The organism is Butyrivibrio fibrisolvens (assembly GCF_023206215.1).
Classification (GTDB): Bacteria; Bacillota; Clostridia; order Lachnospirales; family Lachnospiraceae; genus Butyrivibrio; species Butyrivibrio fibrisolvens_C.
This window is the reverse complement of record NZ_CP065800.1, coordinates 1,387,255-1,404,455: the sequence shown is the minus strand read 5'-3', so window position 1 is coordinate 1,404,455 and position 17,201 is coordinate 1,387,255. Positions and strand designations below refer to the sequence as shown.

Sequence of the window (17,201 nt, the reverse complement as noted above, 5' to 3'; positions counted from 1 at the left end):
CCTACTATAATATATTATTCCTAAACAATTCATACAATTACTATCTTATAAAACTACTTTCAAATGATCTTTAATCAATCTCTACTGTCTGTATCAAGAATTGACATGAATAAAACTGTCCTATATTCGTCACCAAGCTTGACCATATCCCTGAATTCGCCTTCCTTCTGAAAACCGACACTGGTATATGTCCTTGCAGCTGCAGCATTCCCCTTAACAAGCCGAAGTTGTATGCGATGAAGGCCAAGCGTCTCAAAACCAAATCTCACGAATAATGATGTAATCTCTTTACCATAGCCTTTGCCTCTTGCATCATCTTCACCGATAAAGATACCAAACTCAGCACTATTATACAGTTCATTAACATCTCTAAAGTAAACCGAACCTATTGGCCTTTCTGTCTTTTTCTCCTCGACAATGTACTGGATCACCTGACCAGTCTCAACCTTATTGTGTATCCAATTCTCATGCATCTGTCTGGTGAATTTCTCTCTGAAAATAAAGTTCTGCACTACAGACGGATTATTTCTCCATTTCACAATTAGATCTGTATCATCTAGAGTTATAGGTCTAAGTATTATTTTTTTCCAACAATTGGTACCAGTTTAGTTTTATTCATCAAAATTTTGTCCCCGCTAGTAGAAATTATTATAAATACAAGTTAAATCGAACAGATCCCTACTCTCTTAGTAACCCAGAAAAAATGATGTCTATATTACAATCTTAAAATTCAGGAAAAGAATACTTGATCTTATCTTCTACAGAGATCTCATGTCCCATCTGAACTTCTATTATCTTCATATGTGTCTTGGCTATTACAGTATGCTTACATCCTGCAGGCATCCTGATAACATCTCCCTCAGAGACATCCCTTCTCTTACCATCAAGGATGACAACACCTTCTCCTGTCATGATAGTCCATACTTCATCTCTATGCTCGTGACTATGATAGTTGAGCTTGTGTGAAGGCTTGAGCTCTACACGGATAGTCATAGCTTCCGGCTGAACATCTATTACTGTAAAGCTGCCCCAGGACTTCTCTGCATAGCGGATATCCTGATCCATCTTCTCTACGAAAGGTTTGATATAGCTGGACTGAGTCTTATCAGATATAAGAATTCCATCATTAGACGCAGCTATTATCATATGTTTAAGACCCATTCCAAGAATTGGTACATTAAGCTCATTTACAATATTACTGTCTTCGCAGGTATCATCCATCTGAGCATTGCCGATTATCTTATCAGGCATCTCTTCTGCAAATGTATTCCAGGATCCGATATCCTTCCACTGACCGTCATATCTTACAACTCCTATGGAAGATTCATGCTCAACTACAGCATAATCAAAACTTATCTTCTTAGAATCCTCATAGTGCTTAGAAAGATCCCTATAATCTTCAAAATCAAGCAATTCGTGAGCCTTATCCAGAAGATATCCAAGCTTGAATGCAAATACGCCGCAGTTCCAAAGAGCGCCTTCTTCAAGATACTTCTTAGCTGTCTCTACATCAGGCTTTTCTTTAAATTCCTTTACACTGCTCATATGATCTTTGCTATTAGGAATGATATAGCCATACTTCTCACTGGGATATGTCGGCTCAGCGCCCATAAGATTAAGAGAATATGTACCCTGGCTTGTCATCCTGTCAAGCTCTTTGAAACACTCGAAATATTCTCTGTCAACATATGGATCTACAGGACATACTATAACAGTATCATCCCTGCTGATATTCTTCTCATAGTGAAGGAAACTGGCTGCAAGAGCGATAGCAGGGAAAGTATCACGTCTTGCGGGTTCAACGCATACAGACACTTTGTCACCAAGCTGATTCCTTATGGCAGATACCTGATGACGGCTTGTTGCTATGGTAACATCTGCAGTATCATCAGCTTCCTTGATCTGGCGATATACACGCTGAACCATAGATTCAAGATCCTCAGGATCTGTTGTATTCTCAGCTCCATCCTTATGGAACATCTTTATAAACTGTTTAGAACGAACATCATTGGAAAGAGGCCAAAGGCGCTTACCGCTTCCACCTGATAATAATACTATATGCATCAGTAACTCCAATCCTTATATCCACTTACGCTATAAATCAAATTGTAATTAAGGAGTCAAAATCCATTTGACTCCTATAAACCCAAATCAGTGCTTATCAAGATCTGTCTTTAGCTTAGCCTGAAGCTCTTCTACTGTAAGGAATACTTCGTTATTACCTGACGAATACTCGAATCCAGGCTTTACAAGCTTTCCACCGGGGACGATCATAGAATCGCTCCACCAATTATAATGAGGATAGATTATATAATTCTTCTCATACTCATAAGTACGTGCAGAATCTTCTGCAGTTACCATGATCTCATGAAGCTTCTCACCTTCTCTGATACCAACTTCCTTGAGCACGCAGTCAGGCTTCATAGCCTTAGCAAGATCCGTGATCTTGAAAGAAGGGATCTTAGAGATAAATGTTTCGCCGCCCTTACTGTCTTCAAGTGCTTTGATAACAAGTTCAACTCCCTGCTCAAGACTGATCCAGAAACGTGTCATACGGAAATCTGTTATAGGAAGTTCTGTTCCACCATTATCAATAATATTCTGGAAGAAAGGTATTACAGATCCGCGAGAGCCTGCAACATTACCATATCTAACTACAGAGAATCTCGGGCCACCCTCGCCTGAATATGCGTTAGCAGCACAGAAAAGCTTATCTGATACAAGCTTGGTACCACCATATAAGTTAATAGGGTTAACTGACTTGTCTGTAGAAAGAGCTACAACCTTCTCAACACCCTCATCAAGGCATGCATTGATAACATTCATGGCACCATTGATATTGGTCTTGATTGCTTCATTAGGATTATATTCACAAGCAGGAACCTGTTTAAGAGCAGCTGCATGGATCACATAATCAACACCCTTCATAGCTCGATGAAGGCGTGCCTCATCACGGACATCTCCAATGAAGAAACGCAGAATATCGCTATACTCTTTGTACTCATTCTGCATATTGAACTGTTTAAATTCATCTCTTGAATATATAATAATCTTTTTAGGTTTATAATGAGCCAGAACATAATCAACAAAATGATGACCAAATGATCCTGTACCACCCGTTACAAGAATTGTCTTATTGTTTAACATACAAATTTTCTCCTTAATCCGCGTAGGAATCAGTTATAATAGTATTTTATAACACGCCTTCATATAGCAGAAGGCAAAAACACAGAATATTATAGCAACATTATACGATATTTGCAATTTGCAGGCACCAGTATTAATAACTATAATATGATAGAGTAATCAGCAATCCTAAGTAATCCAACTAAAAAGGACGTGTACACAATCATGAAACACAAATTTAAATTCACATTACCTATATTAATAACAGCATTTACTATTGCCGGATGCAGCACAGATACAACTATCAAAAGCGGCGTCGATACATCCGGAACTATCACCAGGGCAGATGCTCTCTCTAATGAATCCTCTACTGCTACAACATCTGATCTCTCAACAAAGGATTCATCTTCATCTGCTAGTAGCGCTTCTTCCAGCTCTACATCAGATGCATCTACTGAGTCAACCACCAATACTACTGCCGACTACGATTCATCTCTTCCAACAGTAGTATTTCTTGGAGATGATCAATTCGATCTTGGGAGGAAAGATAATACTTCTATTTCGTATTATGTAGAATCTCTCCTAGGTACTGATGCCAATGTTATCAATCTTGGATGCAGCGGTGTAACAGCAACTACAGCTCTTGGAACTGACAATGATACCAGTATGAATTTTGTTAATACTGCCAAGTTCCTTAACGGGCAGATGGACGACACCTTCTTCAACAACTTCCCGGATGCCAAGGCAGAAGCCTTCCTATTCGATCCAGCCGACGTAGACTACTATGTCGTAGAGTATGGAATCAATGATTTTATTCAGGGCAAAGCTCTGGTAAATGATGATAAAAAATCTGATACAACCTGTTATATAAATGCAATGACTGTTGGTCTGGATCTGCTCGTACAAGCAAGTCCCAATGCAAGGATCATCCTTTGCAGTCCTGTATATTCAATGTTCTATAGTGAAGACGGCTCTACGCTTGGAAGTGGCAATACATATTCCAATGCATTTGGTCGATACATGGATTACTGTGCAGGATGTACCCAGCTCAGTCCTCTTCATGACAGCGTATCATTCGATGCTTTCGGAAGCGCAATCATGAACATAAACGACCAGACAATAAGTGATTATATGGAGGATGACGGTATTCACCTTTCAAGAGCCGGAAGAAATACATTTGCTGCAGTTGTAGCACATATGATCAACAAACAGCTAGGCCTTGACAATACAGAAATCGAAGTCGCATATAACATCGACGATTATAAGCTGGAAAGCGAAAAATAATAGTGCTATATCAAATCAAGATATAGATCATTATATTTTTTATCACCAAAAATGGTAATCAACATAAATATTGAAAGGTAACAACAAACAATGGAAAAACTTGCAATAGAAGGCGGCACACCTGTCCGTCCTGAAAAACTCTATTATGGCCGTCAGTGGGTCACAGAAGAAGATGCAGAAGAAGTCAAAAAGACTCTTCTTAGTGACTACATAACCTGCGGTCCCAAAGTTGACGAAGCAGAGAGAATGCTCTGCGAATATACAGGAGCAAAATATGCTGTAGTTGTATCTAACTGTACAGCAGCTCTTCACCTTGCTGCAGCTGTTGCAGGCATAGGTCAGGGAGATGAACTTATCACAACTCCTCTTACGTTTATGGCAAGTGCTAACTGTGCACTGTACTGCGGCGGAAGACCTGTATTTGCAGATATCAATCCTGATACCTACAATATAGATCCTGACTCTATCGAAGCTCATATCACTCCTAACACCAAGGCAGTTGTAGCTGTTGACTTCACAGGCCAGGTAGTAGAAGCTGACCGTATCAAAGAGATATGCAAGAAGCACAATCTTGTATTCATCGAAGATGCAGCTCACTCTATAGGTTCAAGCTATGATGGCAAGAAAGTAGGCTCTATTGCAGATATGACCTGTTTTTCTTTCCATCCTGTCAAGACAGTTACTTGCGGTGAGGGCGGTGCTATCCTTACTGATAACAAAGAATATTATGAAAAGCTCCTCCTTCTTCGTTCACATGGAATGGAGCATGATGAAAGCAAGATGCTGGAAGGCCCTCACGAGGGAATCTGGTACTATGAGCAGCAGATGCTGGGATTCAACTATCGTATGACAGATATACAGGCATCACTTCTTTGCAGTCAGCTTAAGAAAATAGACTCTTTTGTAGCAAGAAGAAAAGAGATTGTTGCAAAGTACGACGAAGCCTTTAAGGATATACCTGAGATAATAGTCCAGAAGAATACTCCAAAGTCAGATACATCAAGACATCTGTATATAATACAGCTTGATCTTGAGAAATTAAACTGCACACGTCGTCAGTTCTTCGATGCTATGAGCGCTGAGAACATCCAGTGCCAGGTTCACTACGTGCCTGTTTACTGGTTCCCTTATTACAAGAGTCTTGGCTACAAAGAGGGGCTGTGTCCTAATGCAGAGAAGGTATATAAGGGTATCATGAGTATACCGCTCTATCCAAGACTTACAGACAAGGATGTAGATGATGTCATCCACGCAGTGAAAAAGATAGTGGAAAATTACCGTAAATAATTTCATACTTAAGCGGCGCAGAAACCTCTAAGGCTTTGCCTAGACGGGAAGAAGATAAATGATTGCCACGCTGTTAATTGTTTTAAAATTCATGGCATGATATCTGGCGCTTTTTATTCTGGGGTCCAAACTCGCTTCGCTCAGACATGTGGACCCCTGACAGAATAAAAAAACTTCATCTATCATGCTCATGAATTTTATAAAACAATTAAAAGCGTGGCAATTATTTATCTTCTTCCCGCCTAGGCAAAGCCTTAGAGGTTTCTGTCCAATCCAAACAGGAAAGTTAAATCAATAAAAAGCGCTGTGTATAAATGCTATACCCAAAGCTCGATATAGCATTAGTACACAGCGCTTTTCTATGTTATTCTGTGTCTTTGGTCTTTATAGAATATGCGATAACTGCAAATAGCATAACTGCAAGGAATAGGTTGCATATGTCATACTGGATAACTGCACCTGTAAATCCTGCCAGGGTTATAAGGCTCTTGCTACTCAGAAAGCATACTATAGCGCATACTCCGTAACATATAGCGATTGTATTTTGTCTTCTCATGACTGTCAGGATCGCTGAAGCGAAGGTTGCAAGTGCATAGCCTATTCCGCCTAAGAGAAGCAGCATAAACTCGGTCTTGTAAGGAGAGAGGTCTGTGCTGTACAAGATAGACAGAACGGGGATTCCAATAAGAAATCCTCCTGCAAGTATCACAAGGGCCATAGCTCCGACCACTAAGAGCTGTCTGCTAAGTTTTCTGCCAAAGGCTTTGCCATCTCCCTTATTATATAACTCACTTAAACTTGGAAGTATGGGTCTGTATACAGAGTTACTGAGGATGAGGATCACGAAGGATGGCATGAGGATGTATCCAAATATAGCTTGAGCGCTGTCATCCATGAACCAGTCTATAGAATATTTTGGAGCATTGCCTATATAGTTGCCAAGAGCTCCGCTTATAGCAAGCGGGAGGCACTGTATCAGGATCTGCCTGACTCCTGTAAGGACGCTATAAGCTCCATCTCCATTAAAGCTTCTGCTATTATCATTTCTAATATCGTTAGTACCGGTAGTATCCACAGCGCCCTTAACATATGGATATGTCAGCTTGAAGCTCACTAGAGTCGCAATATAGCTGAAGATACATACGATCATCAGGATAGATATAAGATCAAGTCCTGTAACTGTCAGGATGCAAAATAGAGCTGTTGAAGACATAAGTCTTATAGCATATGTCCTTGCCCCTAATGCCAGATACCCTCTTTGCTGGTACATGCCATATACAACATCTTCAAAGATGCTATCCAGCTTCCAGATACATATGAGGATAACAGCTACTGCCTTGGGGATCGTATAGCTGGATCGTAATAGCAGTATTCCCAGATATATACACACAAGGACAAGGCTTGTAAATATCGTTAATAACCTTGCCACAAGATAAGATTTAAATCTGTATCTGTTATTAACATCAGTGACCTGATAATTACGAACACCGTACGCACCTATCACACAGGCGATCGTTGATATAGCATATCCTATAGAGAATATTCCTGCATCGTTGATGCTCATACAAGCTGATATAAAAACAAGAATAAGCGCAGACTGTCCTGCGCTTATTCCTTCAGCTATAAGATTCCATAGAAAATCTTTTTTTAATCCTTTTTTGATTCTGACATATATTATTCCAAATTCGTTATTTCCGCAAAACATCCTAAGACGTATTAATGCTAACTTTTCTGATAAATTTATCTTGGTAATCTAACTACAATAATATTACTCTTTTACTTCATCATTCTTGTCTTCAAAGCCAGCCTTCATACGCACGATATACTGGGGCTTACGACTGGTACACATATATTCTCTTCCAATATACTCTCCCATCTCTCCTATGCAGAAGAGGATGATACCACCAAGGAATGCAAGGAAAGCTATCGTAGAACTGTAACCTGCCTGAATAGCGGGATTAAGGAGCTTCCTGACTATAGTCACTATTGCAAAGATAATTCCGAATGCTGCGAAGAAAAATCCCATGGCAGTAGCGAATCTAAGCGGCAGTATAGAAAAAGATGTAAAGCCGTTGAACCAAAGTCCAAGGAGCTTTTTAAAAGTATATCCGCTTCTTCCTTCTTTTCTTTTACGCTGCTGGGCAGGGAGATTAGTAGCATTGTGAGTGATACGGAATATGAGACCGCTTATATATGGATATGGTCTGTCATATTTGATCATATTATCAGCTACGTACCTTCTCATGCAGAAGAAACTTGCAGTCTCAACACCTCTTGGCTTTTCTGTAAGAACTCTTGCCATCCAGGCATTGATCCTTGAAGTAAAGTTACGGAAAAAATTCTGCTGAACTTTATTGTATTTAGCAAAGACTACATCATAACCTTCATCTATTTTATCAAGGAAATTAGAGATCTCCTCAACAGGAGCCTGTCCGTCATCGTCCATGCAGAACACATAATCTCCTGATACCATAGATAGGCCAGCAAGTATCGCAGATGCCTGTCCAAAGTTCTTGGAAAAAGATGCTGCCTTGATGCGATCATTCTTGCTGCATAGTCCCTGCAATGTCTTCCAGGTACCATCTGCAGATCCGTCATCCACAAGGATTATCTGCGCATCTATATCATGACTGCCAGCGAACTGGCTTATCTCTGTTGTAACTGCCTCTATTGTCTTCTCGCAGTTATAACATGGTATTACAAAGGATACTCTTCTCAAAATCAATTCTCCCAAATATGAAACTAAGTCTAAATAAAACTCAGTAAGCTCAAATGATGATCAAGTAAATAAAAACCTGATCATTTACTTATTTATGTTTCAATCTATTAATGCGTCAATCTATTATTGCTTCAATCTCACTATAATATATTCAAAGCTCTATCAATTATTATTTACAATCTCGTATCAGGCCTGTCCAATTCATAAGACCTTGGCGGAACGATAGTAGTACCTGATACCGTGTCATGCCGTATATATGCTCCGGCGCCCACAAAAGTATAATCATTAACAGTAATCCTATTTTTAATAATAGCGTTGTTACCAATATAACAGTGGCTTCCGACCTTAGCATATCCGGAAAGTGAGGCTGTTGGCGCTATGTTGTTGTAATCGCCTATATAATTGTTGTGCGGGAATACCACGCCCGGCCATATGATATTACCATCACCTATATGTGTATCAAATCCAAGTGATACATTCTGCATTATCACATTACCTTCGCCGATCTGCACAGCATAGGATACATCTGTATCTATCACGTTAGCAAAAGAATAACCAAGAGCCTTGTACTCATCGCATTTCTTCTGCCTTATATCGAACATAGGAGATCCGATGAAACCTGCTACAAGCTCTGTAGTATCAGGCGTGTATATCTTAATAAGCTCTGACCTTCCTATCACAGGAATATCCCAAAAGCTTGTATTATCATCACTAAGATATTCATCATCAACGCAGAAGCATACAACATTCCTCTCATGCTTTCGCAAGATCTGATATACTATTGAAGCAAAATCACCTGTGCCAATGACAGCAATATCTTTCATCTACCTATATCTCCATTACATCATATATAACTAATAATCTCTCGCCTTAGGATGATCACCTTTCAGCCATACGATTCACTATATCTATTATATATTTTATATCTTCTTCGTCATATCTTTGATCCACAGGAAGGAACAGAGTATTCTTGGACAGAAGGTACTCATCAGTACCTGCAAACTCATCTTCAAGTGTATCAGCCCATAACGTGGGAACGAATATCTTATTCTCTATAAGTCTCTTTCTGATATCAACTCCGATATTAAGCGGATATAGATAAGGGACACTGTCGTTATCTGCTTTGATAAGATTAGCTGACCTGAAGGCTTCTTCATAGAGTTTAAAATTAGCTACTCTCCTATCCTTCACGTATTCATAATCAATTGCTCTTATCATCATCCTGGTTATCTTAGATGCCTGGAGCTTATCAGAAGCGATTTCTTCATCAACTTCCTTCTTGCGCTTATACCACTTGTCAGTTCCCTCTACAAGGCTTCCTAGAAGATAGTCACACTTGGATATGCCATCCTCCTGCTCTAGATGATAGTTCTCAACATGAGAGCCGATAACGAAAGCGCCGTCCGGAGTTCCGAAATCTTTTTTGAATGAATAAAAGTTAAGGACATTGTCTGCCATAACAGGCTCTGAGTAGAAAGCCTGGCAGTTGTCTATTATAAGATTAACTCCCAATAACAGCCACTTATCTACGTGGGATCTGCATACTCCAAAATAGTTGACTACAAGCACTGCATCTTCTGAAGTAAGCTCTACCTGATCATGGTAGAAGTCAAGTGTTTCAGAAGTTCTGACATAGCACAGATCGAAATTCGAGAAGGTTCTATTTTCATCAAGATGATCTTCATTGCTTGACTGTGCCTGAGATGATTCATTATCTTTGGCTATCTTCGGTGTATCAGCAACAACATTCTCAGTAGGTGGGCATATCGCCTTACGAGGAAGATTCACAGACAGGTCTCTAAATACATGATAATATATAACCTCAGTTCCAATCTCACCTGCAGCCTTTTCAATAGCAGCTTTGGTAGATGGGCAATAATACCTTGGAACAAAGAGTCTCTTTGGCTTCATCTGCATGAGGCAGTAATACACAGCAGTCTTGCCGCTGTTATAGTATTGAATATGATCTTCACTATATTTATAATATTCCTGCCCCTTACTAAGTTCAAAGGGCATAAAACCGCCATATGTTTTCATACAATCTACCTTGATTTTACTCAGTCTACAGAATAAGTCTTCTTAAAATACTGTCTGAAACTATAAGGATTGATGCCTGTATCTACAGGAAGTGTCTCAGCTACCTTATAGAGAAGATCCCTGTCCATGGACTTCTGATTCTTGTCAGCATAGGCGATTATAAGCCTTAGAGGATCAACATTCTTATCTTCACTGCACTTATATATATCCTTGAGATATCCTGAATGGAAGCCTGCATAGCCGCATATAAGATCGAGCGGATTCTGAGGTGCTCTGTCTGTAGCATTCCTTATGAAGGTAAATCCGGACTCAAGGAGTCTTGGAATATCTATGTCAGTTCCAACATCTATACCTTCCCTTAGAGCAGACATTACGAACATCTCTGTTGCAGTATTACCAATACTCCTTCCAAGTCCCTGGAAAGAAGTATCTATGATATCAAAGCCATCCTTAGCACAGGCAAGTGAGTTACTAACTGCAAGGCCAATATTATTGTGACCATGATAACCAATAGCTATATCACTTTTTTCTCTAAGAGCTTTTTTATAAGCAAGTATATCTGCTTCTAGCATACAGCCTGCAGAGTCAACTACGTATACGCAGTCAGCGCCTGCCTTCTGGAGATCTACTGCCTTAGTTGCAAACTCCTCTGGAGTGATAATGTAGGTCTTCATGTAATTGACAGTGACCATAAGCCCTTTTTTCTTAGCATGCTCTATGTATGGAATGGTATCTTCTATCTGATCAGCATTGTCACCGATCCTGACAAAAAATCCTCCATTTGCTGCAAGAAGGTCTATATCTTCAAAAGAAGCAACGCCCGGAATACAGAAGAATCCAAACTTGGTATTCTTAAGATTCTCACGTGCTGTCTTCATGTACTCTTCATCAGTGTTGAGTGAGAAACCGTTCTCAGCATTGCTGGCGCCAAGGCCTCGTCCGTGCCCTATCTCAAAATAGGGAATTCCGAGCCTTTCTACAGCGCGGGCACACATCTTGACATCACTGCATGAAAATTTAAAGTCTACGGCATAACTACCGTCTCTGATTGTGGTATCTAATATCTTCATGATACTCCTTAAAATAGGTCAACCCAAAAGTTGATAATGAAATAGACTTATAAAAACAAATATTAATCAAAAACCACTCTTACCTTGTCGATGATCTCCTTAGCTTCAAGCTTAAGAGATTCATAATCTTCATTACCGATAATAAAGTGACCCGGGCGAAGTCTTCCGTACTTAGGGTTCTTAAGCTCATCACCCGGCTTAACATTAAGCTGATAATCAATAAGATTCTTGGATGAAAGGAGGAAATCTTTACCTTCTACGCTCTTAACTGTACCTTCACCAAAATCAAAGAATCTCATGATAACAGCTTTTTTCTCAGGAAGGTGGAGGTTCTTTAAAGGCTCTTCATCTACAGGCTCTCCCAAGACGCTCTTGATATAATACTCATAGTTATCAATACCGCTCATAAAGGGAACTATCTTGCCTGATAAGTTACTTCCGCCGCCTCTTGCGCCTGCCTCTATGAGATAATACTTGCCATTGTGACTTCTATATTCAGAATGAGTCAGACCAAATGGAAGTCCTGCTTTCATGATAAGGTCGCGATTAGTCTTTCTAAGAAGATCGTAGTCGTGATCAGGGCTTGAATAGGTATAAGTCTGAGTCTTAGAGATATTCATGTTCTGCTTGTACATCTCTTTGACGGAGATGCATAGAGGATAGTGATTGCCATTAACTACAAGGCCATCAATAGTGAACTCATCGCCGTCTATATACTCTTCTGCCAGGAATACTTTCTCCCTGTTAGAGTATGATATTGTCTCTTCAACATGCTCTTTGAGCTCTTCTACACTAGTGATCGTGAATACTCCGCGACTTGACTGGGAATCAAGAGGCTTTATGATGATCCTGCCAAACTCTTCAAGCATATCAAGCGCATCTTCTGCATTCTTACATACTTTGTACTTAGGGATATTAATTCCGTTCTTACTTGCAAACTCTCTCATGATACCCTTGTCTGTAAAGAGCCTTGCCTTCTCAGTTCCTATTCCTCGAAGTCCCATCTTCTCACTGACATATGCAACTGTTGGAACTGCGATATCGCTCTGATCTGATATTACTGCATCAGGCTGATACTTCTGGGCAATCCTTAAGTTACCTTCCTTATCAAGTACATTGCATACTTCGCAGGCATCTGCATATGGGAACGCAGGTGATACCTCGTATAGGTTAGAACATATTACATAATGTCCCATTGCCTTTGCTTTTTTTATAAGTTCTATCTGCCAGTCACCACCGGCGATTACCATTATCTTAGCCATGTCTTAAGCCTCTTATTACTTTGAGTTATTTCGTTTTTCTTTTTATCCTTAATGATCAGTCCTTACAGAATTCTTGCCATAATAATCCGATACAGCGGTATTGTACCAGTCATATGGATCACTTGTTATGAAGAAAGGATTGAACGACTCAGGGCATTCAGGAAGTGTATCTATCACAACGTCTGCTTCCGGTGAATTCTCTATAGTATCGAGAATCTCATTAACTGATTTATTATAGTCACTTATCTTGCCATGAGCAATATCTGACAACATATTCTTCCAGGATGCATCAGAGAACATTACGGAAGCATGGGTAAATGCGATAGCTACGATAATAGCAGCTGTCGCAACCTTAAGATCAGGTGATACGGACAGTCCGCTCCATCTCTTAATATAAACTCCGCATGCAAATGCGCATACCACAAGGCATGTATATGTAACAAAATCAAATACAAACAGGCATCTTACAGGGAGCGCCTCAATGCCTGTTGCACTATAGCCTAGAAGCACTGTAAAGCATGTGGACACCATCATGATAAAAGAGATGATAAGAGTAAATGTAAACTTATATCCGCTTATCTTAAGGTCTTTAGAAGACTTAATGCCAAGAAAGAGCATGATCACAAGACCGATAAGAAGATATGGGTTATGGAATGCTGCTGAAAGCTCATCAGCTGTTGTATATATGCTGTAATGGATTGCGCTCAGCGGATGAAGTCCTGTAGAGTCCAGCGTATCATGCCTTACGAAATTGCCAGGAGCAAATACATGAATAGCATATCCGATAACAGCCATGATAGAAGGAATCGCATATGCAGGTACTATCCTCTTATGACGTCTTATCTGGTCAAGGTTAAGTATAAGCATGAAAAAGCATGCCGGAAGTCCTGACTGAATGGACATACCTCCCATAAGAAGGGCAAGAAGTACTGCAGGGATGTATAACCACTTTTTCCCTTTACCATTAGTATCTCTATTCTTCTTGTCAATGATCATCATGAATGAGATCACAAGCAAGTTGATACTGATAGAAAGGTCATAAGACAGATTGCCTACAAACCAGTACATAACTTCAGGATATGCGTTAAATCCAAGGAATGGAACCAGAATACATACATATACCCAGAAACTGATATGCCTTTCGCCGGACTTAATATTGAAGTAGTCCATGAAACACTTAATGAAAAGGCGAAGCGATACAAGAAGGATTATGAAGGAAATGATAAGACTGATACCAACAACTCTCCTACTCTTCATAATGAACCAGGCGATTGTATACTCAATGATGATGCCGCCATAGCCTGCCGACCACTGAAAATACAGCCTCTTTACAGTATTTATTATCTTAACAAGAAGTATACCGCCCTCTGCATCTCTGATACTCTTCATAGCGGAGAAGTCATCTGCTGATAGTACCGCATAGCCTGATGCTATGAAGATCGGGACTATAGTCAGTATGAGAAAAAAAACTGCTATGATATAGCAGACATCCTTTCTCTTTAATGATTTAATTCTATCTATTAAGGGTGCTAAATTCTTCAATGAAAATCCTCCATGCTAAACCTGATATAAGTTCGCAACAAATATCAAATTTTTGCTTAGCAAATTCTATTATTACTTATATTTATATTTTTGCCAACAAAACAATAATATGATACCATAAAGCAGGCAAAATTCCACTAGGCAAATAAGCACCGCTTCATAAGCCACATAACTTAGGAGAACAAAAATGTCTTTTAATTTAAAAAATCTCAAAGAGAAATTCGCCAATCAAAAATACATAAAAGCTGCTCTTGTAGCTCTTATAACTATCATCGCTATCATCTATATACTACCTGCAGCAGGAATCTATACCATCATCCCTGATGATGAAAAAAGACCTGAAACAGGTGATTATACTCTATTTGAAATAAGTAAGGATAATGCCTTGTGTCAGACTTTCACAGCTGAGACCAGAAGGCTTTATTCTATGTACTTCTACATGCTGAATCTGTCTGATGCAGAGATATCAGATACAGCATGTGTTAAGATCCAGCTTCTGAAAGGAAGCGTGACATCATCTACAGGCGGATCTGTTATCGAGTCTCACACAGTCCTTATGTCTGATATTCCAAACGGTGAATGGTTTGAAGAAATCTATAACAGAAGCCTGTCTAAAGGAAAGACCTATACAGTTCGTATAACTGCAGCAGACTGTACTCCATCTGTTATAGTAAGCACCAGCGGTTCAACCCTCGATATCCTAGGAGATGGTTCTAAAGTATATGGCGCTTCAGAAGAGATATCCGAAAGTCTCCTTATGGACATGCGATATGCGATCCCTGCTCCTTCTAAGATAAGGCTCCTTGCAAGCGCAATCATCTTAGTAATTGCAGCGCTTTCAATCTGGCGTATATTAAGTACAGGCTCATGCTCTATCTCAAAGCCAGAAAATATGCTGATCGATTTCATATCTAAATATCATATGATCATCCTGTATGTTGTAATAGCAATTGCCGCATTTGGTGCACGTCTTTGCATGTTTGATGATATAAGCGGAGATTATATGGAGTGTTATGGCCCCTGGTACGATGAGATCAAAGCTAACGGCGACCTGTCAGGGCTTGTCGGTGACTATACCCTTCCATATCAGACGTTTGTACTTCTTATGAGTAAGACAGGAATCAATCCTTTATATGGATATAAGCTGTTCTCTGTATTCTTCGATTACCTTCTTGCAACAGGAAGCGCTATTTTAGTTCATATGATCACTGGTAAAGAAGACCATTATCAGAAGTACAAAGCATTCGCTGCTTTTGCGATAGTACTTCTATCTCCACTAGTAACACTTAACTCTGCATCATGGGCACAGTGCGATGCTATATATACATCATTTATAGTACTTTGCCTCATTTGTCTTGAGAAGAAGCAGTACTTCCTTATGTTTGTAGTATATGGGCTGGCATTTTCATTTAAGCAGCAGGCAATACTCCTTCTTCCTTTTGTATTCCTGGTATGGTTTGTAACAAGAGCTTTTTCACTTTTGTATTTTGCAATAATCCCTCTTGTTATGGAGATTACTGCTATTCCAGGTCTACTTGCCGGCCACAGTCTTGAAACACCATTTTCAATATACCTTGATCAGCAGGCTGAGTTCCCTCACTCTATGACGCTTAACTATCCCGGATTTTTCAGCTTACTTGCAGAGGATATGAGTACACCAAATGTCCCATTCTTCAAAACCTGGCAGATACTCTTCACTGCATCAATACTGCTGATACTATGTGCTTTCCTTTACCTTAAGAAGGTCGAACTTAAAGGCAAGATGATGGTAGTATGCGCATTTATAACAACCTATACATGTGTGCTGTTCCTGCCTGTAATGCATGAACGTTATGGCATGATCTACGAGATACTTGCTATCATCATAATGCTCCTTGATATAAAGTTTGCTCCGATTGCTATAACACTCAACTGGATAGCTCTGTGTGTATACTGCAAATACCTGTTTGCACTTCCTGTAAACCTGCCGCATCTTGCAATAGTTAACACTATATGCTATCTTGCAGCATTGTATTATACTTACAGAATGATCGAAGCTTCAGCTAAGGCACAAAAATAAGAATCCTTCAATGGATCAAAAAATATAATTCATATTAAAGAGGACTTTATGAGCGACACATTATTTATAATCGTACCTGCATACAATGAATCTGCGAACATTGAAAATTTTATAAATGACTGGTATCCGGTAATTGAAAATCATAATACATCAGGTCAGTCCAGACTTGTGATCATAAATGATGGAAGTAAAGATAATACTGAAGAGATATTAAAAAAGTGCGCAGCTAACAGGCCGCTTCTCGTACCACTTACCAAGCCCAATGGCGGCCACGGCGATACGCTTTTGTTCGGATACTCATATGCGATAGAACATGGCGCTGACTACATCTTCCAGACAGATTCAGATGGTCAGACTCTTCCTTCAGAATTCGATAGTTTCTGGGAAGACAGAAACAAATTCGATGCAATCTTTGGAAATCGTACAGATAGAAAAGATGGAAGTTCGAGAATATTTGTTGAAAAGACACTTTGTTTCATCCTACGTATGATATTTGGTATCAAGGTTCCTGATGCAAATGCGCCATTTAGACTTATGAAGTCTTCAACTATAGCCAAGTACATCAATAAGATGCCTCAGCACTATAATCTTCCAAACGTAATGCTGGTCACATATTGTAAGTACTACAATGACAGGATTACATTCAAACCCATAACTTTCCGTCCAAGACAGGGTGGCGTCAATTCGATCAACATAAAAAGCATCGTAAAGATAGGCCAGAAAGCCCTAAAAGACTTCAAAGAAATGAAGAAAGCTATGTAATATTTCAAACTTAAAACATTAGACAATATAACCATATAAAAAAGGTGATAGCT

The 17,201-nt window shown here is 39.5% G+C and carries 14 protein-coding genes; 4 read left to right on the top strand and 10 right to left on the bottom strand.

Annotated features, from left to right (window positions below; genetic code table 11):
* Positions 1-74: 74 nt before the first annotated feature.
* The 3 genes from I7804_RS05690 to pseB all read right to left on the bottom strand — a co-directional run bounded on the left by I7804_RS05690 (position 75) and on the right by pseB (position 3,147).
* Positions 75-578, bottom strand: coding sequence for a GNAT family N-acetyltransferase (locus I7804_RS05690; protein ID WP_282570520.1), 504 nt, complete (start codon positions 576-578; stop codon positions 75-77).
* Between the two features lie 145 nt (positions 579-723).
* Entirely contained in the window at positions 724-2,064 is a 1,341-nt protein-coding gene (locus I7804_RS05685) for a sugar phosphate nucleotidyltransferase (RefSeq protein ID WP_248405412.1), read from the bottom strand.
* A gap of 87 nt (positions 2,065-2,151) precedes the next feature.
* Positions 2,152-3,147, bottom strand: a complete 996-nt coding sequence (gene pseB / locus I7804_RS05680) for a UDP-N-acetylglucosamine 4,6-dehydratase (inverting) (protein ID WP_248405411.1) — start codon at positions 3,145-3,147, stop codon at positions 2,152-2,154.
* Between the two features lie 204 nt (positions 3,148-3,351).
* Between pseB and I7804_RS05675 the strand changes: the two genes are divergently transcribed.
* Both I7804_RS05675 and pseC read left to right on the top strand, forming a co-directional pair.
* Positions 3,352-4,410, top strand: a complete 1,059-nt coding sequence (locus I7804_RS05675) for an SGNH/GDSL hydrolase family protein (protein WP_248405409.1) — start codon at positions 3,352-3,354, stop codon at positions 4,408-4,410.
* Positions 4,411-4,500: 90 nt separating this feature from the next.
* Positions 4,501-5,697, top strand: a complete 1,197-nt coding sequence (pseC, locus tag I7804_RS05670) for a UDP-4-amino-4,6-dideoxy-N-acetyl-beta-L-altrosamine transaminase (protein ID WP_248405408.1) — start codon at positions 4,501-4,503, stop codon at positions 5,695-5,697.
* Positions 5,698-6,061: 364 nt separating this feature from the next.
* On the opposite strand, the gene I7804_RS05665 is transcribed toward pseC, so the two are convergent.
* The 7 genes from I7804_RS05665 to I7804_RS05635 all read right to left on the bottom strand — a co-directional run bounded on the left by I7804_RS05665 (position 6,062) and on the right by I7804_RS05635 (position 14,327).
* Positions 6,062-7,402 carry a lipopolysaccharide biosynthesis protein gene (locus I7804_RS05665; protein WP_248405405.1) on the bottom strand — a complete coding sequence of 447 codons (1,341 nt, stop codon included), beginning with the start codon at positions 7,400-7,402 and terminating at the stop codon, positions 6,062-6,064.
* 63 nt (positions 7,403-7,465) lie between these two features.
* The gene (locus I7804_RS05660; protein WP_248405404.1) at positions 7,466-8,416 is read right to left on the bottom strand and encodes a glycosyltransferase family 2 protein; all 951 of its coding nucleotides are present in this window, start codon (positions 8,414-8,416) and stop codon (positions 7,466-7,468) included.
* Positions 8,417-8,589: 173 nt separating this feature from the next.
* Complete coding sequence (locus tag I7804_RS05655) at positions 8,590-9,240, bottom strand: hypothetical protein (RefSeq protein ID WP_248405403.1); 651 nt, start codon at positions 9,238-9,240, stop codon at positions 8,590-8,592.
* Positions 9,241-9,295: 55 nt separating this feature from the next.
* On the bottom strand, positions 9,296-10,453 hold the full coding sequence (locus tag I7804_RS05650; RefSeq protein WP_248405402.1) for a hypothetical protein: 1,158 nt from the start codon (positions 10,451-10,453) through the stop codon (positions 9,296-9,298).
* Between the two features lie 20 nt (positions 10,454-10,473).
* Positions 10,474-11,523: a hypothetical protein gene (locus I7804_RS05645; protein WP_080659061.1), complete on the bottom strand. Its 1,050-nt coding sequence runs from the start codon at positions 11,521-11,523 to the stop codon at positions 10,474-10,476.
* Positions 11,524-11,585: 62 nt separating this feature from the next.
* Entirely contained in the window at positions 11,586-12,785 is a 1,200-nt protein-coding gene (locus tag I7804_RS05640) for an ATP-grasp domain-containing protein (protein WP_248405399.1), read from the bottom strand.
* Positions 12,786-12,833: 48 nt separating this feature from the next.
* Positions 12,834-14,327: a DUF6056 family protein gene (locus tag I7804_RS05635; RefSeq protein ID WP_248405397.1), complete on the bottom strand. Its 1,494-nt coding sequence runs from the start codon at positions 14,325-14,327 to the stop codon at positions 12,834-12,836.
* A 187-nt stretch (positions 14,328-14,514) separates the two neighbouring features.
* Here I7804_RS05635 and I7804_RS05630 point away from each other — a divergent pair, with 187 nt between their 5' ends.
* Together I7804_RS05630 and I7804_RS05625 are read left to right on the top strand one after the other, a co-directional pair.
* Complete coding sequence (locus tag I7804_RS05630; protein WP_248405395.1) at positions 14,515-16,386, top strand: hypothetical protein; 1,872 nt, start codon at positions 14,515-14,517, stop codon at positions 16,384-16,386.
* 48 nt (positions 16,387-16,434) lie between these two features.
* On the top strand, positions 16,435-17,148 hold the full coding sequence (locus tag I7804_RS05625) for a glycosyltransferase family 2 protein (RefSeq protein WP_248405394.1): 714 nt from the start codon (positions 16,435-16,437) through the stop codon (positions 17,146-17,148).
* Positions 17,149-17,201: the final 53 nt, after the last annotated feature.

Excerpts from the sequence above, each read along its gene's own strand:
- pseC (WP_248405408.1), top strand. The coding sequence starts at position 4,501 with ATGGAAAAACTTGCAATAGAAGGCGGCACACCTGTCCGTCCTGAAAAA.
- I7804_RS05665 (WP_248405405.1), bottom strand. The coding sequence starts at position 7,402 with ATGTTTTGCGGAAATAACGAATTTGGAATAATATATGTCAGAATCAAA.
- I7804_RS05630 (WP_248405395.1), top strand. The coding sequence starts at position 14,515 with ATGTCTTTTAATTTAAAAAATCTCAAAGAGAAATTCGCCAATCAAAAA.
- I7804_RS05625 (WP_248405394.1), top strand. The coding sequence starts at position 16,435 with ATGAGCGACACATTATTTATAATCGTACCTGCATACAATGAATCTGCG.
- I7804_RS05675 (WP_248405409.1), top strand. The coding sequence starts at position 3,352 with ATGAAACACAAATTTAAATTCACATTACCTATATTAATAACAGCATTT.
- pseB (WP_248405411.1), bottom strand. The coding sequence starts at position 3,147 with ATGTTAAACAATAAGACAATTCTTGTAACGGGTGGTACAGGATCATTT.
- I7804_RS05655 (WP_248405403.1), bottom strand. The coding sequence starts at position 9,240 with ATGAAAGATATTGCTGTCATTGGCACAGGTGATTTTGCTTCAATAGTA.
- I7804_RS05645 (WP_080659061.1), bottom strand. The coding sequence starts at position 11,523 with ATGAAGATATTAGATACCACAATCAGAGACGGTAGTTATGCCGTAGAC.
- I7804_RS05650 (WP_248405402.1), bottom strand. The coding sequence starts at position 10,453 with ATGAAAACATATGGCGGTTTTATGCCCTTTGAACTTAGTAAGGGGCAG.
- I7804_RS05640 (WP_248405399.1), bottom strand. The coding sequence starts at position 12,785 with ATGGCTAAGATAATGGTAATCGCCGGTGGTGACTGGCAGATAGAACTT.
- I7804_RS05685 (WP_248405412.1), bottom strand. The coding sequence starts at position 2,064 with ATGCATATAGTATTATTATCAGGTGGAAGCGGTAAGCGCCTTTGGCCT.